The 16,855-nt window shown below is 62.0% G+C and carries 35 protein-coding genes; 17 read left to right on the top strand and 18 right to left on the bottom strand.

Annotated features, from left to right (window positions below; translation table 11 throughout):
• Window positions 1–5: 5 nt before the first annotated feature.
• The 17 genes from PPGU16_RS09170 to PPGU16_RS09090 form a co-directional block, all read right to left on the bottom strand.
• Complete coding sequence (locus PPGU16_RS09170) at window positions 6–497, bottom strand: hypothetical protein (RefSeq protein WP_180719713.1); 492 nt, start codon at window positions 495–497, stop codon at window positions 6–8.
• Window positions 494–907 carry a hypothetical protein gene (locus tag PPGU16_RS09165; protein WP_180719712.1) on the bottom strand — a complete coding sequence of 138 codons (414 nt, stop codon included), beginning with the start codon at window positions 905–907 and terminating at the stop codon, window positions 494–496. Before PPGU16_RS09165 ends, PPGU16_RS09170 begins: the two co-directional genes overlap by 4 nt.
• Window positions 907–1,515 carry a hypothetical protein gene (locus tag PPGU16_RS09160; protein WP_180719711.1) on the bottom strand — a complete coding sequence of 203 codons (609 nt, stop codon included), beginning with the start codon at window positions 1,513–1,515 and terminating at the stop codon, window positions 907–909. The genes PPGU16_RS09165 and PPGU16_RS09160 overlap by 1 nt, the downstream gene beginning before the upstream one ends.
• Window positions 1,512–1,751: a hypothetical protein gene (locus tag PPGU16_RS09155; protein WP_180719710.1), complete on the bottom strand. Its 240-nt coding sequence runs from the start codon at window positions 1,749–1,751 to the stop codon at window positions 1,512–1,514. Before PPGU16_RS09155 ends, PPGU16_RS09160 begins: the two co-directional genes overlap by 4 nt.
• 57 nt (window positions 1,752–1,808) lie before the next feature.
• Complete coding sequence (locus tag PPGU16_RS09150; RefSeq protein WP_180719709.1) at window positions 1,809–2,021, bottom strand: hypothetical protein; 213 nt, start codon at window positions 2,019–2,021, stop codon at window positions 1,809–1,811.
• Window positions 2,021–2,554, bottom strand: a complete 534-nt coding sequence (locus tag PPGU16_RS09145) for a hypothetical protein (RefSeq protein WP_180719708.1) — start codon at window positions 2,552–2,554, stop codon at window positions 2,021–2,023. Before PPGU16_RS09145 ends, PPGU16_RS09150 begins: the two co-directional genes overlap by 1 nt.
• Window positions 2,555–2,618: 64 nt before the next feature.
• Window positions 2,619–3,056, bottom strand: coding sequence for a hypothetical protein (locus PPGU16_RS09140; RefSeq protein ID WP_180719707.1), 438 nt, complete (start codon window positions 3,054–3,056; stop codon window positions 2,619–2,621).
• A gap of 58 nt (window positions 3,057–3,114) precedes the next feature.
• Window positions 3,115–3,372, bottom strand: coding sequence for a hypothetical protein (locus PPGU16_RS09135; protein ID WP_180719706.1), 258 nt, complete (start codon window positions 3,370–3,372; stop codon window positions 3,115–3,117).
• Window positions 3,369–5,129, bottom strand: coding sequence for a ParB/RepB/Spo0J family partition protein (locus tag PPGU16_RS09130; protein WP_180719705.1), 1,761 nt, complete (start codon window positions 5,127–5,129; stop codon window positions 3,369–3,371). The genes PPGU16_RS09135 and PPGU16_RS09130 overlap by 4 nt, the downstream gene beginning before the upstream one ends.
• Before the next feature lie 12 nt (window positions 5,130–5,141).
• A complete protein-coding gene (locus PPGU16_RS09125; RefSeq protein ID WP_180719704.1) occupies window positions 5,142–5,582 on the bottom strand; it encodes a hypothetical protein in 441 nt (146 codons plus the stop codon).
• Between the two features lie 150 nt (window positions 5,583–5,732).
• Window positions 5,733–6,089 carry a hypothetical protein gene (locus tag PPGU16_RS09120; protein WP_180719703.1) on the bottom strand — a complete coding sequence of 119 codons (357 nt, stop codon included), beginning with the start codon at window positions 6,087–6,089 and terminating at the stop codon, window positions 5,733–5,735.
• Window positions 6,090–6,174: 85 nt separating this feature from the next.
• Complete coding sequence (locus tag PPGU16_RS09115) at window positions 6,175–6,909, bottom strand: hypothetical protein (protein WP_180719702.1); 735 nt, start codon at window positions 6,907–6,909, stop codon at window positions 6,175–6,177.
• A gap of 3 nt (window positions 6,910–6,912) precedes the next feature.
• On the bottom strand, window positions 6,913–7,761 hold the full coding sequence (locus tag PPGU16_RS09110) for a hypothetical protein (RefSeq protein WP_243460519.1): 849 nt from the start codon (window positions 7,759–7,761) through the stop codon (window positions 6,913–6,915).
• A gap of 4 nt (window positions 7,762–7,765) precedes the next feature.
• Complete coding sequence (locus PPGU16_RS09105) at window positions 7,766–8,041, bottom strand: hypothetical protein (protein ID WP_180719701.1); 276 nt, start codon at window positions 8,039–8,041, stop codon at window positions 7,766–7,768.
• 7 nt (window positions 8,042–8,048) lie between these two features.
• Window positions 8,049–8,258, bottom strand: coding sequence for a hypothetical protein (locus PPGU16_RS09100; protein ID WP_180719700.1), 210 nt, complete (start codon window positions 8,256–8,258; stop codon window positions 8,049–8,051).
• Between the two features lie 147 nt (window positions 8,259–8,405).
• A complete protein-coding gene (locus PPGU16_RS09095) occupies window positions 8,406–8,633 on the bottom strand; it encodes a hypothetical protein (protein WP_180719699.1) in 228 nt (75 codons plus the stop codon).
• Window positions 8,626–9,267, bottom strand: a complete 642-nt coding sequence (locus PPGU16_RS09090) for a helix-turn-helix domain-containing protein (RefSeq protein ID WP_180719698.1) — start codon at window positions 9,265–9,267, stop codon at window positions 8,626–8,628. Before PPGU16_RS09090 ends, PPGU16_RS09095 begins: the two co-directional genes overlap by 8 nt.
• Before the next feature lie 75 nt (window positions 9,268–9,342).
• On the opposite strand from PPGU16_RS09090, the gene PPGU16_RS09085 reads away from it, so the two are divergent.
• Window positions 9,343–9,606 carry a transcriptional regulator gene (locus PPGU16_RS09085; protein ID WP_180719697.1) on the top strand — a complete coding sequence of 88 codons (264 nt, stop codon included), beginning with the start codon at window positions 9,343–9,345 and terminating at the stop codon, window positions 9,604–9,606.
• A gap of 314 nt (window positions 9,607–9,920) precedes the next feature.
• On the opposite strand, the gene PPGU16_RS09080 is transcribed toward PPGU16_RS09085, so the two are convergent.
• Window positions 9,921–10,145 carry a hypothetical protein gene (locus PPGU16_RS09080; protein ID WP_180719696.1) on the bottom strand — a complete coding sequence of 75 codons (225 nt, stop codon included), beginning with the start codon at window positions 10,143–10,145 and terminating at the stop codon, window positions 9,921–9,923.
• A 91-nt stretch (window positions 10,146–10,236) separates the two neighbouring features.
• Between PPGU16_RS09080 and PPGU16_RS09075 the strand changes: the two genes are divergently transcribed.
• The 16 genes from PPGU16_RS09075 (at window position 10,237) to PPGU16_RS09000 (ending at window position 16,848) form a co-directional block, all read left to right on the top strand.
• Complete coding sequence (locus tag PPGU16_RS09075; RefSeq protein WP_180719695.1) at window positions 10,237–10,518, top strand: hypothetical protein; 282 nt, start codon at window positions 10,237–10,239, stop codon at window positions 10,516–10,518.
• A 75-nt stretch (window positions 10,519–10,593) separates the two neighbouring features.
• Window positions 10,594–11,007 (top strand): hypothetical protein, encoded by a 414-nt coding sequence (locus tag PPGU16_RS09070; protein WP_180719694.1) that lies wholly within the window; start codon window positions 10,594–10,596, stop codon window positions 11,005–11,007.
• A complete protein-coding gene (locus PPGU16_RS09065; RefSeq protein ID WP_180719693.1) occupies window positions 11,004–11,192 on the top strand; it encodes a hypothetical protein in 189 nt (62 codons plus the stop codon). The genes PPGU16_RS09070 and PPGU16_RS09065 overlap by 4 nt, the downstream gene beginning before the upstream one ends.
• A 10-nt stretch (window positions 11,193–11,202) precedes the next feature.
• Window positions 11,203–11,520 (top strand): hypothetical protein, encoded by a 318-nt coding sequence (locus PPGU16_RS09060; RefSeq protein ID WP_180719692.1) that lies wholly within the window; start codon window positions 11,203–11,205, stop codon window positions 11,518–11,520.
• Window positions 11,505–11,789 carry a helix-turn-helix domain-containing protein gene (locus PPGU16_RS09055; protein WP_180719691.1) on the top strand — a complete coding sequence of 95 codons (285 nt, stop codon included), beginning with the start codon at window positions 11,505–11,507 and terminating at the stop codon, window positions 11,787–11,789. The genes PPGU16_RS09060 and PPGU16_RS09055 overlap by 16 nt, the downstream gene beginning before the upstream one ends.
• Window positions 11,776–12,336: a hypothetical protein gene (locus PPGU16_RS09050; RefSeq protein ID WP_180719690.1), complete on the top strand. Its 561-nt coding sequence runs from the start codon at window positions 11,776–11,778 to the stop codon at window positions 12,334–12,336. The genes PPGU16_RS09055 and PPGU16_RS09050 overlap by 14 nt, the downstream gene beginning before the upstream one ends.
• A gap of 59 nt (window positions 12,337–12,395) precedes the next feature.
• Complete coding sequence (locus tag PPGU16_RS09045; protein ID WP_180719689.1) at window positions 12,396–13,430, top strand: helix-turn-helix domain-containing protein; 1,035 nt, start codon at window positions 12,396–12,398, stop codon at window positions 13,428–13,430.
• Between the two features lie 76 nt (window positions 13,431–13,506).
• Window positions 13,507–13,695 carry a hypothetical protein gene (locus PPGU16_RS09040; RefSeq protein ID WP_180719688.1) on the top strand — a complete coding sequence of 63 codons (189 nt, stop codon included), beginning with the start codon at window positions 13,507–13,509 and terminating at the stop codon, window positions 13,693–13,695.
• Window positions 13,692–14,108 (top strand): hypothetical protein, encoded by a 417-nt coding sequence (locus PPGU16_RS09035; RefSeq protein ID WP_180719687.1) that lies wholly within the window; start codon window positions 13,692–13,694, stop codon window positions 14,106–14,108. Before PPGU16_RS09040 ends, PPGU16_RS09035 begins: the two co-directional genes overlap by 4 nt.
• Window positions 14,105–14,395 (top strand): hypothetical protein, encoded by a 291-nt coding sequence (locus PPGU16_RS09030; protein WP_180719686.1) that lies wholly within the window; start codon window positions 14,105–14,107, stop codon window positions 14,393–14,395. The genes PPGU16_RS09035 and PPGU16_RS09030 overlap by 4 nt, the downstream gene beginning before the upstream one ends.
• A complete protein-coding gene (locus PPGU16_RS09025; RefSeq protein ID WP_180719685.1) occupies window positions 14,392–14,607 on the top strand; it encodes a hypothetical protein in 216 nt (71 codons plus the stop codon). The genes PPGU16_RS09030 and PPGU16_RS09025 overlap by 4 nt, the downstream gene beginning before the upstream one ends.
• A complete protein-coding gene (locus PPGU16_RS09020) occupies window positions 14,604–15,038 on the top strand; it encodes a hypothetical protein (protein WP_180719684.1) in 435 nt (144 codons plus the stop codon). Before PPGU16_RS09025 ends, PPGU16_RS09020 begins: the two co-directional genes overlap by 4 nt.
• Complete coding sequence (locus PPGU16_RS42635; protein ID WP_243460518.1) at window positions 15,035–15,619, top strand: PDDEXK family nuclease; 585 nt, start codon at window positions 15,035–15,037, stop codon at window positions 15,617–15,619. The genes PPGU16_RS09020 and PPGU16_RS42635 overlap by 4 nt, the downstream gene beginning before the upstream one ends.
• 25 nt (window positions 15,620–15,644) lie before the next feature.
• On the top strand, window positions 15,645–16,049 hold the full coding sequence (locus PPGU16_RS09010) for a hypothetical protein (protein ID WP_180719683.1): 405 nt from the start codon (window positions 15,645–15,647) through the stop codon (window positions 16,047–16,049).
• A gap of 14 nt (window positions 16,050–16,063) precedes the next feature.
• Window positions 16,064–16,417, top strand: a complete 354-nt coding sequence (locus PPGU16_RS09005; protein WP_180719682.1) for a hypothetical protein — start codon at window positions 16,064–16,066, stop codon at window positions 16,415–16,417.
• Complete coding sequence (locus tag PPGU16_RS09000; protein ID WP_243460517.1) at window positions 16,411–16,848, top strand: hypothetical protein; 438 nt, start codon at window positions 16,411–16,413, stop codon at window positions 16,846–16,848. Before PPGU16_RS09005 ends, PPGU16_RS09000 begins: the two co-directional genes overlap by 7 nt.
• The last annotated feature ends 7 nt before the right edge of the window (window positions 16,849–16,855 follow it).

Below are 16,855 nucleotides of genomic sequence, written 5' to 3'. Positions count from 1 at the left end.
CGTGTTCACAGGTCCTCCTTGTCGCTGGCTGTGGCGCTAACGGCGCGGTCGAGGCGCTCGATTTCAGCGAGGATTAACGCGCCGGCCTTCACGAGATTGCGACGCGGCGTTGTCGGCTTCCACCATTCCAGCGCCCAAGGCCAACTGCCCGGTAAGCCGCCAAACGATCGCGCCGCTTCGCTCGCGTATGCAGCTGCAGCTTCTGCGAGTTCGCCGGACGTATGCAGATCGTCGCGCTCAGGCGTCCACCATTCGATCTCCATTTGACGGACACGCTCAGCAAGTACGTCGCGCGTTGCGCTCGTCAGCGGTGACGTTTCCACAGGGTTATCCACTTTTTCTGTGGATAACTTTTCAGCCATTTGGAATACATCCCATGCGAGGACGGTACCGTATTCCGCATAGCCGTCGCCTTCAATGCTGAGCACGTCTTCGATGTAATCCGGCGCGACAACCTGCCGCAAAATCTGCTCGAAACGTTCGCGCTGGGTGCTCACGATTCACCTCGAGCGCGCTTGATCGCATCGGAGAGCGCGACCATGTCCGCCCAGTACTCACTCTTCGACGGACGGAAATCGGGATCTTTGGTGATGAGCTGCGCGAACAGGCCGTCGAGCGCGGCAAGGGCCTTTTCGAGCAGCGCGGCGAGATCCGCAGTCGGCGCCGGCGGTTGCGGACCGTATGGTCCATGCAGGGTGAGAGTGGGGAGGAAGCGCGAAGGCTCGAGTTCGTTGTCGACCTTCATACAGAACACGCGGCCGCCCTGTGATACCAGAGCGACCATCAGCCGTTCCTGCTTCGTATCGCCGCCAATATAGAAGCCCTCGCTGTTCAGCATCGCGCGGACTTGCGGCTGCAACAGGTCGACTTCCTCGGCCTGGCCAATCAAGATTGGATTGCGGGGCATCATTTCGACTCCTTGAGCTTTGCACGAATCGCGGCAATTTCGAGCTCGGCCTGTTCTGCCCAGCCCTCGCCGTGTGTCAAGACGAGCTTGATCAGCCAGTGCAGGCAATACGCCTGCTCATCCTCCGCACGAGTCTTGATTTCGGCGCCGGCGGCGCGGAAGATGTGAGCGAACGAGGCGAGTTGGAAACACATCAACGAGAGCACGCGATGCAATTCCGGCGTGATATCGGCCGGATAGACGAGCTGCGTCGCGTCGGCTTTCTCCAGCGCAGCCTTGATGCGCGGATGCAGCTCGAGATGATCGAGATCCGGATCGACGACGTTATTCGACATCAGAATCGAAAAGCCAAACGCGACACGGAAGACGCCGCCCGGTGCCGTGTCCAGGTAGGCCTTAACGCGGTCATAGAACACGCGCAGATGCTCGGGGTCGTCCTCGTCGAAGAATGTCGGCTCGTCGGCCTCGGAGTCGGCGGTCGAAGGGTAATATCCCTTAGATATCGATTCGAGCAACCCGCACAGGCTGAGCGTCTGTTCGATGTCATTCGACGAGACTTTCGCCATCTTCATGGTGACTTTCGTAGTGGTGGTTTGCTGCGTGCTCATTGGCGTGTCTCCGGCACCGCGTGAAAGCGACCTTCACTGTGTGCGATGAACTCAACCATCGCCTTGACCGCATCGTCGCGCTCGGCGTTGCTGATGTAATTCATGCGGCCGACGGCATCGTTGAGCGGGAAAACAAGCAACACGAATCCTTGGTCGGTGAACACGTCGGCGAGTACTTCCGCGACGTCGTTCATCGCCTTGCGGTGACGCGGTTCAATCGGCTGATGGTCGTCCATATCGATTCCTAAAAATGACTGGGCCGAAGCCCGACCAAAACAAACGCGCTCCGAGGGTTAGCGCGCCGTACTACTCGGTTGAGCGGCGCCACGCGCAATGACCGTCTTACCGATGGTCAGGGTCACGTGTTCACCGCGATCGCACGCGAGCATCTCGACAAACGCGCTGCACAGGCCGTGCGCTGCGCCGTCGGTCGGCCGGTGCGATGTTGCGTAGGTGCGCGCGCGTTCGAGGAACTGCGCCCGGCGGCGCGCGGCTTCGTTTCGCATCACTCGCCCGCGATGCGGTAGTTCGCCGGCTGCGTGTCGGTGCGCGATTGCAGATCGGCCGGTTTCAGCGAACAGTCGAATCCGGCGGCGCGGTACGCGTCATAGACTTCCTTGCTGACCTGACAGCGGATCAGCACGGCGGCCTTCTGAAGGTTCGTCTTCACCGTCTGATCGTCGGTGACTGTCGACTGGCGGACCGTCTCGGCGGCAGCGACCTCGAGCTTGCAGTCCTGCAGGCTGTGCGACGCACCGCCGACCAGCGAGACGCCGGCGATCGCGCCGCCGAACTGGACGGTCTGGCCACAGTTCATCTGGGAGAAAGAAGAGGCATAGGCACCCAGCACCGGCGCGCTAACATTGCGAACGGTCTCCGTCGTATGTTCCGGCGTCTGAGAGAACTGGATAGAGCCTTGCGCGGTGGATGTGGCAGCGGACTGCTGAGTAGCGGTCGCGGTAGTACTCGTTTGCGCATGTGCGTGGCCAGCAATAGCGAGTGCTAGAATCAGCAGCACGACGGTGGATTTCATGTTCATCGTTGTCACCCCCAAAGGTGGTCGGTCAGGCCTTCGGTACCCGAAATACCGAAGGCCTTCTTCATCAATGGCTGTACGAGTAGGTGGCCGCGAGGTTCGTGTAGCCGTATGCGCTCACGTCCGTACCGACGCCCGACTTGCTCGAGCCGTAACCATCGCCGGACGTGTAGCCGCCGGCATTCGCGTTCGACGTGCTGCCCGTATAGCTGCCTGACGCCGAGACGCCGCCGCCGATACCCGAGAATCCGTACGACGCGGCGCCGGCGCCGATGACAGTGCCGCCGATCGCATAGCCGCCGCCAGCCGAGTTGCTCCACTGCGACGAATAGCCATTGCCGTTCTGGCCTGCCGACGCCTGGGAGCCGCCCGACGTGCTCGACGACGAGCCGAAGCCGCCGCTGAACGACGAGGTTTGATTGTTCGAATAGCCGCCCGCGAACGCGGCCGGTGCCGCGGCGAGTGCGAGAGCTGCTGCAACTGCGAGGGTGATGCGCTTCTTCATGGTCTGCCTCAAAGGTTGGTTGACCGCGCGGTGGTCCGGCCGCGCCCGGTACTGCAATTCAAATTTCCCTGCTGCGATACATCTCGACTTCTTTCTCCAGCTCGCGCACGCGTGCCTGCGATGCCATCAACAACATCGCGGCGCCGGGCGCCGTGCGCGGCGTCGACGGCGCGGGCAACTTCACACATGCGTCGGCAAACCGCTCGAGCGCGTCGATGGAGCCCGTCACGCTGTGGTAGTGCTGCGTTCCGATCGTGCCGTCGAGAACGACAGTCAGACCGGCGTCGCGCGCGAGTTTGATGAGCTGCTCGTTCATGGCCGGTTGTCAGTCGGAAAGGGCCACGCGGCGCCCGGGTTAGCCTTGTTGAACTGTTCCGCCGGCGAGGCGCTCTTCGCCGTTTTCTTGACACCAGCGCTTTTCTTCGCCGCCGGCACTTTCTTTGCGGCGGGAACCTTCTTCACCGCGAAGCGCTTCTTGACGTCAGCTTTCGCTGGCGGTTTCGGTGCGCTGGCGGGCGTCGTCTTCGCGGGCGTGGGCGTCGGCCGCTTCGGCTTCATGTCACCCTCGATCTGTTTGCGTACGGCACCCGGGTCGATACCGCGCACGCGCGCCGTCGCTTCGAGCAGTTCCGGCTTCGAGTTAAGCGAATACGATTCAGCGACGGACTCGCCAATCAATGCGATGTCCATCACCAGACGACCCAGCGCCTCAGAGTCGCTCTGCTCAAACTTGTCGACCTTCTTTGCGAAATCAGCTTCGCTAATCGCCTTCGAGCCCCAGTCGTACAGTTTCGCGAGACGGCGCTGGTTCTCGTTCCAAAGACGCCGATAGAACGTAACGGCGACGATCTTCAAGTCGAAATCGTCGAGGCCAGTGCCTTCGTGTTTCGCGCGCACCTGACGAAAGAGCTCACCGCGATATGCATCGGCCGCCTTTTTCTTAGCGTTCTCCGCGGATTGCGACGGATTGGATGCGCCGGTGCTGCGCGCCTGGATGCCCTTGTCGGCCAGCGCCTTCTTCAGGTCTGACTTCTGCATGACGTCGATCATTTCGCCGCCGTGCGGGCTCTCAAGCAGTGCGGCCGACTTCACACCCTTCGCGCCGATGATCTGACGATAGGTGCGTTGCTTCGGATCGTCGTAGCAGCGCTCGTCGAGCTTGACCCAGCCACCGACCAACGCACCGTGCTGATACGGTTGCGTGACTTTCGCGTCTTTGCCCGCGATGACCTTGCGTCCAGTTGCCTCAGCTTCGACGCGTTTCTGCGCGGCTGCAGCGTCGCGCTTCTTCGCATAGCACGCCGGATCGGTGCAAACGTCTTTGCTCTTCACGTCGCCGAACAGATCGGACTGGTTGCCGGTGCGCTTCGGGCACGGACCGCATGCGCCAGCTGCGGGCACCAGTTGCTCGTCAGCCGTTTTGAACGGTGCCTGATCGAGCCGGAGCATGTAATTCGTCTGGACATGGTCCGAGGCCTCACGCAGCGACATGGGTTCGCCTGTCCAACGCGACGCCGTGATCTCTTTTGCGGCTTTATCCTGCAGATCTGTCGGCATGCGCGCGATGACGAGCGCGGTTTTCGCGTTCAGTTTCCCGTCGAAGAAGAGCTTGCGCGTCGACGCATTGAGCGCGCACAGCTTCAGCCGCTGCGCGACGTATGTCTTCGTCTGGCTGACTTCGACAGAGATCTGCTCGAGCGTGTGGCCGCGATCCGACAGCACCTTGTAGCCGTCGGCTTCTTCGAGCGGATGCAGATCCTTGCGCTGCAGGTTCTCGACGATCTGGATGTGCAGCACCTCGTCGTCCGATAGATCGCGCACGAGCACTGGCACATCCTTCAAGCCTGCTGCAGTGGCGGCGCGGTGACGGCGCTCGCCGGCGACGAGTTCGAAGAGCCCCGGCTCGTCCGGCCACGGGCGCACGAGCATCGGCTGCAGCAGGCCGTGTTTGCGCACGCTCGCGATCATTTCGGCCTGTTCTGCCTCGGAGAAGCGCTTGCGTGGATTGGTCGGCGACGGCCGGATAGAACCGAGCGGCATGAAGTCGACGGATGCGTCTTGTGTGGTCTGCACGGATCTTTCTCCTTAGTGTTTCGTGACGCCGTGCGGCACAGCATCAGCGGCGATGATGTCGCGCATAATTCCCTGCAAAGCACGCTCGCTGAAACCGCGCGTCGGAATGAGGGGCGCGACCTTAACGGCTAGTTCGCGGGCGAGCGACATGGCGTGGCGCCATTCGGGCGAAACGCGTGGGTTGTCGAGCCACAGCGGAATCCAGTTGCCTTGACCGTAGATCTCGTCATAGCGTCGAAGGAGCACGCGGCGCGTGTGCGAGACAATCTCTTTTGTGAGCGCCTCGTCGTGTTCGACGAATGTGTGTTCTGCACCCATCGCATAACGGCAGTGCGGCGCAGTCAAATGGTCGAAGTCGAGGTGCGCAATAATGTGGCCGTCCTCGCCGAGTGCGACGATCTTTCTGTCAGTGTCGGTGGCGCGCGTGTTGTCGAAGATAAAGATCGTTTTCATGATCGGGATTCCTTCGTTGTCCGCGTCATACGCCGACGCTGGGCGGCGCGCAGATGCGCGCGAATGAGTCGATGTGCTTCGCGCAGGTCGATGCTTCGGTCGTGGAGTGAGGCGAGGATCTGCCACGGCGTCGGCACCGGCGCGCAGCGCCTAGGACGCCTGGTCTTCAAGGAACGATGACTGCAGGCGATCGCGGCCGGTATCGACGGGCAGATCCTGCATCGCCTGTCGGAGGGAATACGTATCGATCGGCTGAATGCGCAGCTGCCGGCCCACCATCTTCGCGGCGGCTTCGTCGACGAAACTCATCGAATAGATGGCGCCTTGACCGAAGAGCTTCGTGAACGCCTGCGTCGCGTGGCTATGGCCAACTGCCTCGAATGCGGGAACGTCGACGCGCACGAAGGCACAGCCACCGAGCGTCTGCTCCGTGACACGGCCAGCGATGCGAGCGTGGCCAAACAGTTCGATGATTGCCCACTGATCAAACTTTTCTGAGGTCGTCATTTCAAGTCCTTGAAAAAGCGGGGCGCCGAACAAGCCGCCCACCGAACTCGCCACACGGGGGAGTGACGAGAGACCACCGAGAAACCTATTTGCAGAGATCGACGAACATCGTGAGTAACCGCGTCTGTTCGCGACTGAGTTCGAGCACCGTGGCGCCGCGTTGCAGCGACACAGAGCCATCGAGCCAATGAGTGAGCACCGCGTCTCCGACGCCGAGCGTGAAATCGGCGACGCGCGGATCCGGCTTGACATCGGTGTCGACCGAATTGACAGCCTTCTCCGGTTCGCTTGACAGCGCCGGCTTCGCATTTGCTTTCTTCGTCGGCGCTGCTGGTGCTGATTCTCTCGACAGCGATTCCTTCGCCGCGGGAAGGCTTGCTTCCTGACCGGGCAGGAAATAGCGGCCGCGATCGCGGCGGATCGAGCCGTTCTTCAGCGCCTGCGTGATGTACGGCGAGATCCCGACCTCCGCATCAATACCCATCGTCTCGCAGAGGTCCTTCGATGACAGCGGCCCTTTCTCGCGCAGAGAAGCGATCGCCTGTTCGGCACGCGTCGTCTTCCCATGTTTCGCGCCGCCTGTCTCGTTTTTCGAGGCTTTCGGCACGTCTTTCGACGCTTTCGTTTCGCCGGCATCGACGTTTGTCTCGGCGTCGGCAGGCTTTGTAGCTTGCGTAAACGTGATGGGATTTGCCCAGGCTGTCGACGGACGCGCTGGTGCCTCCGCCGACGGGAGCTGCATGGCGGGCGCAACTTCCTCGACGCTCACGTTCGCGTCGGCGGCGCGCGGAAACATGTTCGGATGGACGGTGTCGCTCACGGCTCACCCCAGATGTGCTGCCGCGGCGTGCCGCGGGAAATGACGCGTGGCGCGTGCAACGGCCGTATCGAGCTCCATCACCGCGGCATCGCCTTGGAGATGCGCGAGTTCATACAGTCGCGGCAGGCCTGACTGGACTGAGTCCATCACCTCTTCGCGTGTGGCAGCGCGTCCCTCCGCATACCAGAAGGTCTGCTCGGGCTCGCCGATCTTGAAGAGCACGCCGCCGGGTGCCTTGAACGGCTTATACGAACGGGTGACCCACACCAGCGCGACGCCCGGGTTACGCGAGAGGCCGAGGCCTGCCGGATCGACGCGGTCTTCGGGAAGGCCGCTTGCGCGCCGAACAGCTTTCGGACGCGCGAGGAACGGGCAGGCCGATGCTGCGAACTTCGCGCAGTCGGTGTGCGACGGCGGCTCGCTCGAAGTACGGTTGACGGCGCACATCGGGCCAATGACGAATGCCATGTACTTACCGAGCGGCTCGCCGCAAAGCCAGCAGCAATGCCGGTTGTGGCAGATCGCCAACTTCTTCTGGTCAGCGACACGGAAGTCAGGCTTACCGTCAATCCACGCGACGAAGTACGGCACCGGATAGCCGCGCTCGTCGAGCGGCAGAGCGCGCATACGCGCAGGGAGTTCGGGAAGGCCTTCGCGCAGCTGCTGGCTCATAGGTAATCCATCACGGAGAACGCGCCGCGACCACGCCTCCGTAAGAGCCCGGTCATCGTTCGCGGGGGCGGGGAGATCGAAATCGAACGCGGCGTCGAAACGCCTCGCGACCGTGGTGGCTGTCCAGGCGATTGCGCCGGACGATGCGAGTGCGAGGCTGATGTAACCGAGCGTGTTCATGGCGTCAGTCCTCGTCGGTGTCATTCGCGGCACGGCGTTTGATATCGACAGTGCCTTCGTCGAAACCGAGCGTCGTCTGGATAGCGGCGGCAGCGCGCGGCGTAACCATGCGGCCGGTGCGGCGCTGCGGACGACCGACGATCTGTGCGCGAACGGCAGCCTGCACGGCGGCGCGCACAGCGGGATTGAGCAGCGCTTCATCGGGCGATCCCTCGACGCCGAGCGTGCGACACGCTGGCGCGAGGAGATCGTCGGGAAGGCGGGAGGGAGTCGGACGCATCGCCGTCTCACATGCAGCGCGAGGACTTCACGCACGCAACGTCCTGCGAGCTGGCGGCCATCTCGGCCTCATAGGCCGAATAGCCATGCCAGAGCAGGTACACGAAGAACACGCCGAGGAGCGCGAGCACGTTGCGCGCGACGCGCAGCGCCGATTTCACAGCGCGAGCGCCGCGCCGCGTGCTGGCAGTGGGATTGGCTTGCTGTTGCTGGGACATCGTTCGCTCCTGTGTTGCGATCTGTTGGAGCGAATATTAGGCAATGCCATATCTATTGTAAAGAGGCAATGCCATATTTTTTCATGCGAGTGCATATGATGCCTTACCGGAGCGGCACCAAAATAGCGGGATAGGGAGGAGGGAGCGTTAGCCGGCGCGGCCGGCGTGTACTTCGACGAGGTGGTTCGAGACTGCGAGAACGAGTTTCAAGAGGCTGAGCGCCTGAGCACGGCTAACCACAAGCGGCTTCGAATTGATCTTGCCGTCCTGGTAGATATCGATGTGAAGCGACGTTGTCACTTCGCCCGCGCGGGCTTTCCGCGCCCGTGCTTCGGCGGCGCGCGTAGCTCGACGGAAGGCGGTGAGATCAACCACTCTTCCGGTGGTGTCTCCGGTTCGATGATCGTCCATCCTTTGCAGACCCTCGGTCGGGGGTGAGGCCAAGGTCTGCTAACGCAGCCTCAACCTCTTTGTCAGAGGGCAATTCTGCATCCGCTACAACTTCGTCAATTCGTCGATTTGCGACCGAAACGGCCTTTTGAGCGTCCGTGACTGTTACCAGTATTTTGTGTATGGCGAGCAGCTTCTCGGTTGGGACGCCGAGAGCGTCTGCCTCCATCGCGGCGCGGGCAATCATCGCGACAACGTTCGAGAACGGACTGTCTCCCTGCTTGCCATGCGCATAGCGGCTGAGTTCCATGTACTGATCTTTCGGATCCAAGTCCGAAGGCGTGCGCGTCCCCCGCCCGATGAGCTGGACGAAGCCTGCGATCTTGCCCACGCTAGGCGCCGTCGATACGTACTCGAGCCCCCAATAGTCCGGACCCGCGACGTCGCTGAAGTATTGCACGAGGTCGGCAATCCGATTCTTGGCGATGCGGCCGTACTTGATCCAGTCCTGAACGGACGCTGGTTTGACGCCCATAGCGTCCGCGAACGCCTTCTTAGTGACGCCTTTTCGCTCGATGGCGCGTGCGATCGCTGCGCCGAGTTCTGTTCCAGTAAGCATTGCCTAATTTGACCCGCATAACGCCATATGCGGCAATGCCTTGCAAAGATGAGGCAATGCCATATAATGCAGCGCATGAGCGAAACGAACTCTGAAGCTGTCCTGCGGGCCAGCAAGCTTTTGGGCGGCCACGCTGCGCTGGCGCGCGCGATCGGGGTGAAACCACCGACCGTGCAGCAATGGCTCAATCGAGAGCGTCCTGTCCCCCCGGTCCGCTGTGTTGCGATCGAGCGCCTCACGAACGGCGAGGTGACGCGGAAAGACCTTCGGCCCAACGACTGGCGAGACCACTGGCCAGAGCTTGCGATAGCTGCCGTGCAGCACGAGGAGGGCGTCTGAGATGCGCCATTTCAAATCGAAGTTCGCGCGTCGCGGCGGCCGACTGACCCGGAGCACGAAGACCTTCGCCGGGAGCGACTGGAGGGAAGCACTTAACCAACGGGCGCGAGAGATCAACGCGTTCCGTCGCGCTTCGATCCCGCTTCCCAATTTCGAGGTAGGTGCGCGCGTGCCTTGCCTGTACCCGGGCGAGCCCGACTCGGGGATCACGACGCTCGAAGCGGAACTCGGTGCGCCGGACGGATGGCGAGATCGGGTCGATGAGAAGAGACGAGACGAGCTTTCGGAATTTATCCGCGGGCAATGCGAGCTGTTCAGTGAGAAGCCAAGAGCGCCTTTATTTGCTCCAGTTGTTTCCGCATTGCGTCGATTGACTCGTCGGATGCGCCTGAATTCAGGAAACCGGCAATAGCTAACTCTGACGCCGCGCTGAAGTCCCGTTTCACCCCATGAAGTACGACCTTTTCGAGGTTTTTGACGATGCAGGCCAAGAGAACGTTGTTCGCTTGCGCGATGCCGGACAACTTTTCGATGTTCATGAGGGTTCCTTTTCGTGAAGAAACGGTGCGTGTGGGAGCCACCGATTCTAAACGGGCTGTGAACCCTCACCAATTTTGCTCGCGAGCCTGAATGGCGGCGCGCGAGCTGCAGGACGTACTGGGCGACGTCATTGACGCGATGCACCGCTACCCAGCGATCCGCAAACAGGTTTTGCACTGCCTCTTTGACGAGGAAGGTCTGAGAAGCGGTGTGTACGAGATGGTGACGGACACGTTCACCACGACAAAGCAAGACGGCACAGAACTGTCGCTGCACACGAGAAACATCTTGCCGTCGACGTGGCTGCTGCTCTTCGCATCGGCCGTATCGAACGGGGTTGTACCGGAGATGGCGCTGCCTGGCGGCGCGTGAATTTACGGGGCTTTGCATGGTTTCCATGCAAAAAATTTTCGCCAATCGCCAACAGGTGTATCAACAGGTGTTCCGATGACATTTGACTATCACAGCCCATCCGGACGACCGCGAAAGCCGGCCGCTCCCGTTCCCGATCTGCCGTCGCCGCGCGCGAGTTCTGCTGCGCCGCGCTTCCTGCCCCGCGAAGAGATCGAGGCCTGCAATACCTACCACGAGGTCTGCGCGCTCGCTTGGAAGCACCGTCGGCACCGCGGTATGTCGCAACCGTATCTCGCCGCGACGTGCGACCTCATCCAGCAGCACGTTTCCGACTACTTCCGCCCCGACGAACGCGATGAAAGTGGCCGCAAGCGCCGCAAGCTGCCTGCCGACAAGGTCGGCGTCGTTCAGGAGCAGCTTGGCAACTGCGCGATCGCGCAATGGCTGGCGCGCGATATGGCGCTGCGGCTGGTCGAGGAGTACTTCGCGATGGAGACGGTGCGGTGACCGACGCTGACGCCCAACGGCGGGCCAATGAGGCGTTGCGTACTGCGCGCGCCCGGGCAGGAGACAACGAGGAGGCAGTGAAGGGCGAGTTGCTGTCGATGATGCGTCGCGACGAGCAGCTGCACGAGGCACTGACTGTATTGGGACTTGCGCGCTTGCGCGAGCTGCAAAAACCACGTCACTGACGGCGGACCTATGAACGTAAAGCCGGGAGATCGCGCGCATGTTGTTGGCACTGGCACCGTGAATGACGGCGCGATTGTGCGCGTTCTGCGCCTAGATGGAGTTCTGAGTTTCGCGTGCGCCGAGCCGATCTGGTTGATAGAGGGCAACAGCATGCTGGGTTTCAAGATGGGGCCGCTCATGATCCCGATCGGGGTCGTTTCCGAAGCGGTGGCGCCCGACCGCGTTCTGCAGCGCATCGACGATGCAGATCCAGCCAACGACACTCGCGAGCCGGTTGAGCTCGCCGATCCAGTTACCGATCCGGAGACAGTGTGTCGCACCATTTAACGAACTGCACCTGGGATCTGATCGACGTTCCCTCGGAACTGAGCGGTCTTGGGCTGCTGGTGTTGCTGCGTCTTGCACACCTGAGCGTGCAAAGCACCGGCGAGTGCACGGTGAGCGTGCCTGAACTCGCGGTCAAATGCCGGATATCCGACAGCGGCGTGCGTCGGCAAATCAAGGTGCTGGAAGCGATGGGCCTCGTCACGCAGTTTAGAGAGGGGCGCCGGATGTTTTTCCGCGTGAACGTGGCGGCGCGTGATGAGCAGCAATGACGTCCAGACCGCGCGGCCGATCAACGCAGGCCTTGTCGAGGCCGCGATCCGGCGTCACGTCGACCATCGACGCAACACGCTGATTCCTGAGGCAACGGTGCGTTTCGAGCGTCCAGGCCAGCGCGGCTTCGATGAATACCGTGCGGACTTCATGATGGTCTCGGACGCTGGCTATGGCACCGAGCTCGAGGTCAAGGTGTCGATCGCCGATTGGCGCAAGGATCTGTCGAAGCCGAAGTGGCTGGGCATGCCCTCATGGATCACGCGCTTCGTCTATGTCGTCCCCGAGCAGCTCGGCATTCCCGCATTTGTGCCTGGCCACGCCGGCATCTGGCATGTGAAGCCCGCTCGCGTCGACCACTTCAGCTCGCATCCCGACGGCTACGAGATCGTGCTCGCCCGCGCGCCACACGTCCTCGGCCGCGAGAAGGTGCCTCAAGCCGTGATCGGCAAGTGGTACCGCAATCTCTACTACCGCTATTGGGAACAGCGCATCGACGCGCAGCGCCGCATTCCCCGACATGTCCGCGAGGCCGTATCACCATGAAACCATGGACATGGCGCCACGCCATTATCAAGTCGGCGCTCCCGCCCACGACGCGGCACGTGCTACTCACACTGTCGTGCCATCTGAATGACCTTGGCGAGGACTGCTTCCCGTCGACAGCAATGCTGGCGGAAGAGACCGGTCTTTCGGAGCGATCGGTCTGCACGCACCTCGCCGTCGCCGCCGAGCTGGGTTGGTTCATCGTACGCAAGCACGGTTACGGCAAGCAGAAGTGGGCTCGCCATGAGTACTTCCCGCGCATTCCGGAAGGTTTCGAGGTCCCGGATCGTGCCGAAGAAGGCACTGAAGGACGTTCAGTGCCTATGAAAAAAGGGCGCAATAAAAAGGCACTGAAGGACGTTCAGTGCCCTGTGGATAAAGGCGCTGAAGGAGGTTCAGTACCTTCGGAAAAGGCACTGAACGTCGTTCCGGAAGGCACTGAACCTAACGACAAAAAGGCACTGAAGGACGTTCAGTCTAATACTGCAGTTAACCCTTCAACTAAAGCAGCAGCAGACGCGTGCGAAAACACGGCTGCCGCTGCTGTTGAAAAAATAAGCAAACCCGAAACCGCATCCGAGGCAGAACTCACTGAGTTGCTCATTGCCCTGGAGCGCGATCGAGGCAAAGACCTGACGATCGACCGCAGCCGAGATCGCGTGCATGTGCTGCGCTGGGTAGCCGACGGCTTGACTGCAGACCAACTGCGCAGCGCACACGCAGCGGCCGCGGCGGCGCGCAAGCGCGACACCGACGATCGTCCGACGTACGTCGGCTTCGTTGCCACTTTTGTCGCTGCGGTGCTTGCGCCGGACAACGCGTCGCCAACCCCGAGACCCGGTTTTGACGCCGCCGAGTGGCACCTCACGCCCGAAGGTGTCGATCGCCGCGCCGCCGAGCTCAACGTGAAGCCGCGCAAGCCTGACGAGGATTGGCGCTACTACCGCGTGCTCGTCGTCAAAGCCTCGAACGATCGGCGCGCCGCCGAATTCGTGCTGGCGGATGCCACGCGTTTTAACGCTCTCGACCTTTACCAGTTCGCGCGCCAGACGTTCGGCGACGCTCTCATGCCGGTTGACGACTATGCGTCCTGAGTTCGAACCCAGCGCGCCGCCGCGCACGTGCGTGACATGTCGCCACGCAGGGCTGAACCCGCCTGCGAATCTGCCCATGGCTTGCCGTCATCCGATTTCTCCGCTCGATCCGATCAACGGCTGGGGGAGCACGTGCGCGACGATGCGCAGCCTTACTGGCCCGTGCGGGCCGCATGGAGATCTGTGGGAGAAGCGGCCGCCGCGCGAGAGCAAGCCGGGATTCTGGCGAACGATCTGGACGGTGCTGACGGGGAGGCTGTTTTGAGCAACGTCATCGATATCGACGCACTGCGCGTCGCGCGCAAGAGCAGTTATGTGCGCGCCGCCGGCGAATGTCGCCACATGCACGTCACGCTCGACGACAACGGTGACATCGTGAAATGCGACGACTGCGGCGTGCAGCTGTCGCCGTACTGGGCGCTCGGCCACTTCGTCGAGTACTACCAGCGCGCGATCGCGAAGCTGAGTCGCGGCGAGAACGAACTCCGGAACGCGCAGGAACAGGGCATCTCGTTGCTGGCGGCGCGCCGCATCGAGCGTGCGTGGCGCAGCCGCACGATGGTGCCGTGCTGCCCGCACTGTGGCGAAGGCATCGCCCCGAAAGACGGTTTCGGCGGCACACAGATCAACAAGGCGATTTACGAACGGCGGCGCGCCGCCAAGCGAGGTGAAGCATGAGCCCAGAACGTGCACTTCTCGGGTCGGTCGAGACGTTCGCTGGAGTGCGGATCATTGAAAGCCCGCTTTGCGCGGACGTACCGCGGATGACGGTCAACCCCGATTTCGCGCGCCTTATGCCTGCGCAGTTCGTCGCTGAACTGAATAGCTGGATGCGGAAGCGCTTTGGTACGACGGACGTCATGGTGCGCATTGACGATCGCACGGTCGCAATGAGCCCGATAGCCGTCGCTGAGCTGCGCTCAATGGTCGCCGCTTCGAAGTTTGGCGGAGGGGTGCCGGTATGAAAGCGACCATCCGCGCCGACGGCTTCCTGTTGGTGTCTGCAGAGACCGACCTTGAAGCATATGCGCTACAGCGATGGGCGCGAGAGAACCTAGGCGCCGATTGGTTCGACGCGACGGCACGGCAGCCGCAAGCGAAGATCATCCTCGACTGGTCCGATTGGCTCGTAATTACCCCTTCTGGACCCGAGCTCCGCGCGAAGGTGCCGACATGATCGAGAAGCTGCTCGCATATGAATCAATGGGAGCCGGAGAAATTGAAATATGCGAATTCCCGGAGCGCATTCCGATGACGATTCCCGATCGAACCGGCAGCGTCTTGCGGGAGATTCCAAATCCGGCGGCGTGGGGTCTCGAGCCATACGACCGCGTGAAGACGGTTCACGTCAACTACTCGCTGCGCGGGCACGTCGATTTGAAAGTCGTGCGCGAGATCCAAAAGGTTGAGCGCCAAGGCTATACGTTCGTCGTCTCGCGTATATCGCACACAACGGAACACTACGTTCCTGCAGAGGGAATCGCTGAACTCGGCGACGTGCTCGCAGTAATCCGGCTCGAACACGGCGCTCGCATCGAAAAAACGGTCGAGCGACGTGAAGAAGTCGCCATTGGCATCGGAGGCCCAGCCTACTGGATGTCGCGATGAGCAAGGGCACCGTCCGCTTTCCTGAGAGCGCAATCGTCGACGGCCGCATCGGCACGTCGCGCATCACAGAGACGATCGCGGGTGCGGCGGCGCGCCTGGCGTCGGCGGACCGCGAACCTCTCCAAGGCGCCCTGCAGAAGATCGCGCGCGGCATCGCGACCCAAACCGGACAGACCGCACAGCAAGTTATCGCGGCATGGGGCGCGGTCGACTATTCGCAGGCGCTGTCGCCGCTCGAGCGTATGCAAGCGCTCGGCCGCCTCGGCACCGGCCGCATGAACAAAACGGAGGCTGCATATGAGCATGTGCTGGCGGCGCGGCTTCATGCCGGCGAGATCCTCTGGTACCGCTTCGAGGCATTCAAGCTTCGTCTCGCAGACAACACCTTCTATACGCCCGACTTCCCGGTCATCACGGCGACCAATGAACTCATATTCATCGAAGTGAAAGGGCGCTGGACCGACAAGGCGCGTGCGAAGACGAAGATCGCCGCTGCCCAGTTTCCACATCGATTTCTCGCAATTCAACGTGACGGCCGCCATGGCTGGCGCGTGGAAGACCTCACCAGCCGCAGTTGGTGACAACCCTCGACCCCGGAGCATCCCCATGAGCTACTCGATCAGTTTCACCGTACCCACGAAAGCGGAAGCGAAGGCGCGCGTCGCCTCGGAAATGGACGCGATCGTCGCGTCGCAGCCGCTCCACCGCATTGACCGCGATCCGGTTGTCGCAATCGCTGGGTCTTTCATCGACCTGCTTCGCGACGACGATTCGAAAGACGTTCAGGTCATCCTTTCCGGCTACCTGTCATACGACGGCCATTCGTTCGACGACGTGAAACCGAATCTGAATACGTTGTCCGTGAGCGCGATCGCATACAGCGTTCCGCGCGCCGCCATTGCGACCGATGCCGACGTCGGTGACGCAGCCGAAGCCGAAGATCGTGCAGCGGAAGATCGCGACCCGGCCGACGTCGACGGGGAAGACGGCAAGAAAGCCACCGAAGGCTGATCGCGGAGCAACGCATGCGCATGACGTTCATCATCCCGGCCGCATTCACCGTATACGACGTGCCCCAGCGCGACCGACCGCCCTGCGTGCTCGAGCTGGAGGTGATCGAACTCGTGCGCACGCATGCCAATCCCGGCTGGAGATTCCGCAAGACGGTGCGCCGAGGCGGACGAATCACGTACACCGCGTACGTGCGCTTGCCTGGCTGGATCACGGCGCCGGAGAAATGGCCGCGCCTCGAAACGGGCGAGGTCGAGATCACGGTGCCGATGCATTTCAACCAGCGGGCCGCCTTCCCAGAATTCCCGCCGGGCAAGAACCGTGTTCGCCTTGATGACGTCCTGCAGTTGCGGGGCGAGCCGTGCTGACACGCAAGAAACCGCTGCAGCGCACGGAGTTCAAGCGCAAGCCGCACTCGCCGTTCAGCAGCCTCACGCCGCGTAAGCAATGGCTGCGCAACAGCGAGATCAAGCGCCGCACGCGCAAGAAGCGCGAATGGCACGACGCGAAGATGCGCGATGCCTGCCGCGACCAGATCTGCTATCTGCGCGTCCCATTGCTTTGTCCGCTGCGCGATCCGGAGGAAACGATCGTGCCCGCGCACAGCAACGAGAGCGAGCACGGGAAGGGCGGCGCGCGTAAGGCCGATGACAGGTACACGGTGCCGGCGTGCTTCTGGTGCCACGCATGGCTCGATCAGGGTGATGCGCCGCGAGCGCTCAAGTTTTCGACGTGGCGGCGCGGTTACCGCGAGTGGTCGCTCGTGCGTGACGGCGCCGTTGATGAATCAGTGGAGTAGATAGATG

Origin of the sequence: Paraburkholderia largidicola, from assembly GCF_013426895.1 — a bacterium.
In the GTDB taxonomy this organism is placed as follows: Bacteria; Pseudomonadota; Gammaproteobacteria; order Burkholderiales; family Burkholderiaceae; genus Paraburkholderia; species Paraburkholderia largidicola.
This window is presented reverse-complemented; position numbering and strand designations above follow the sequence as displayed.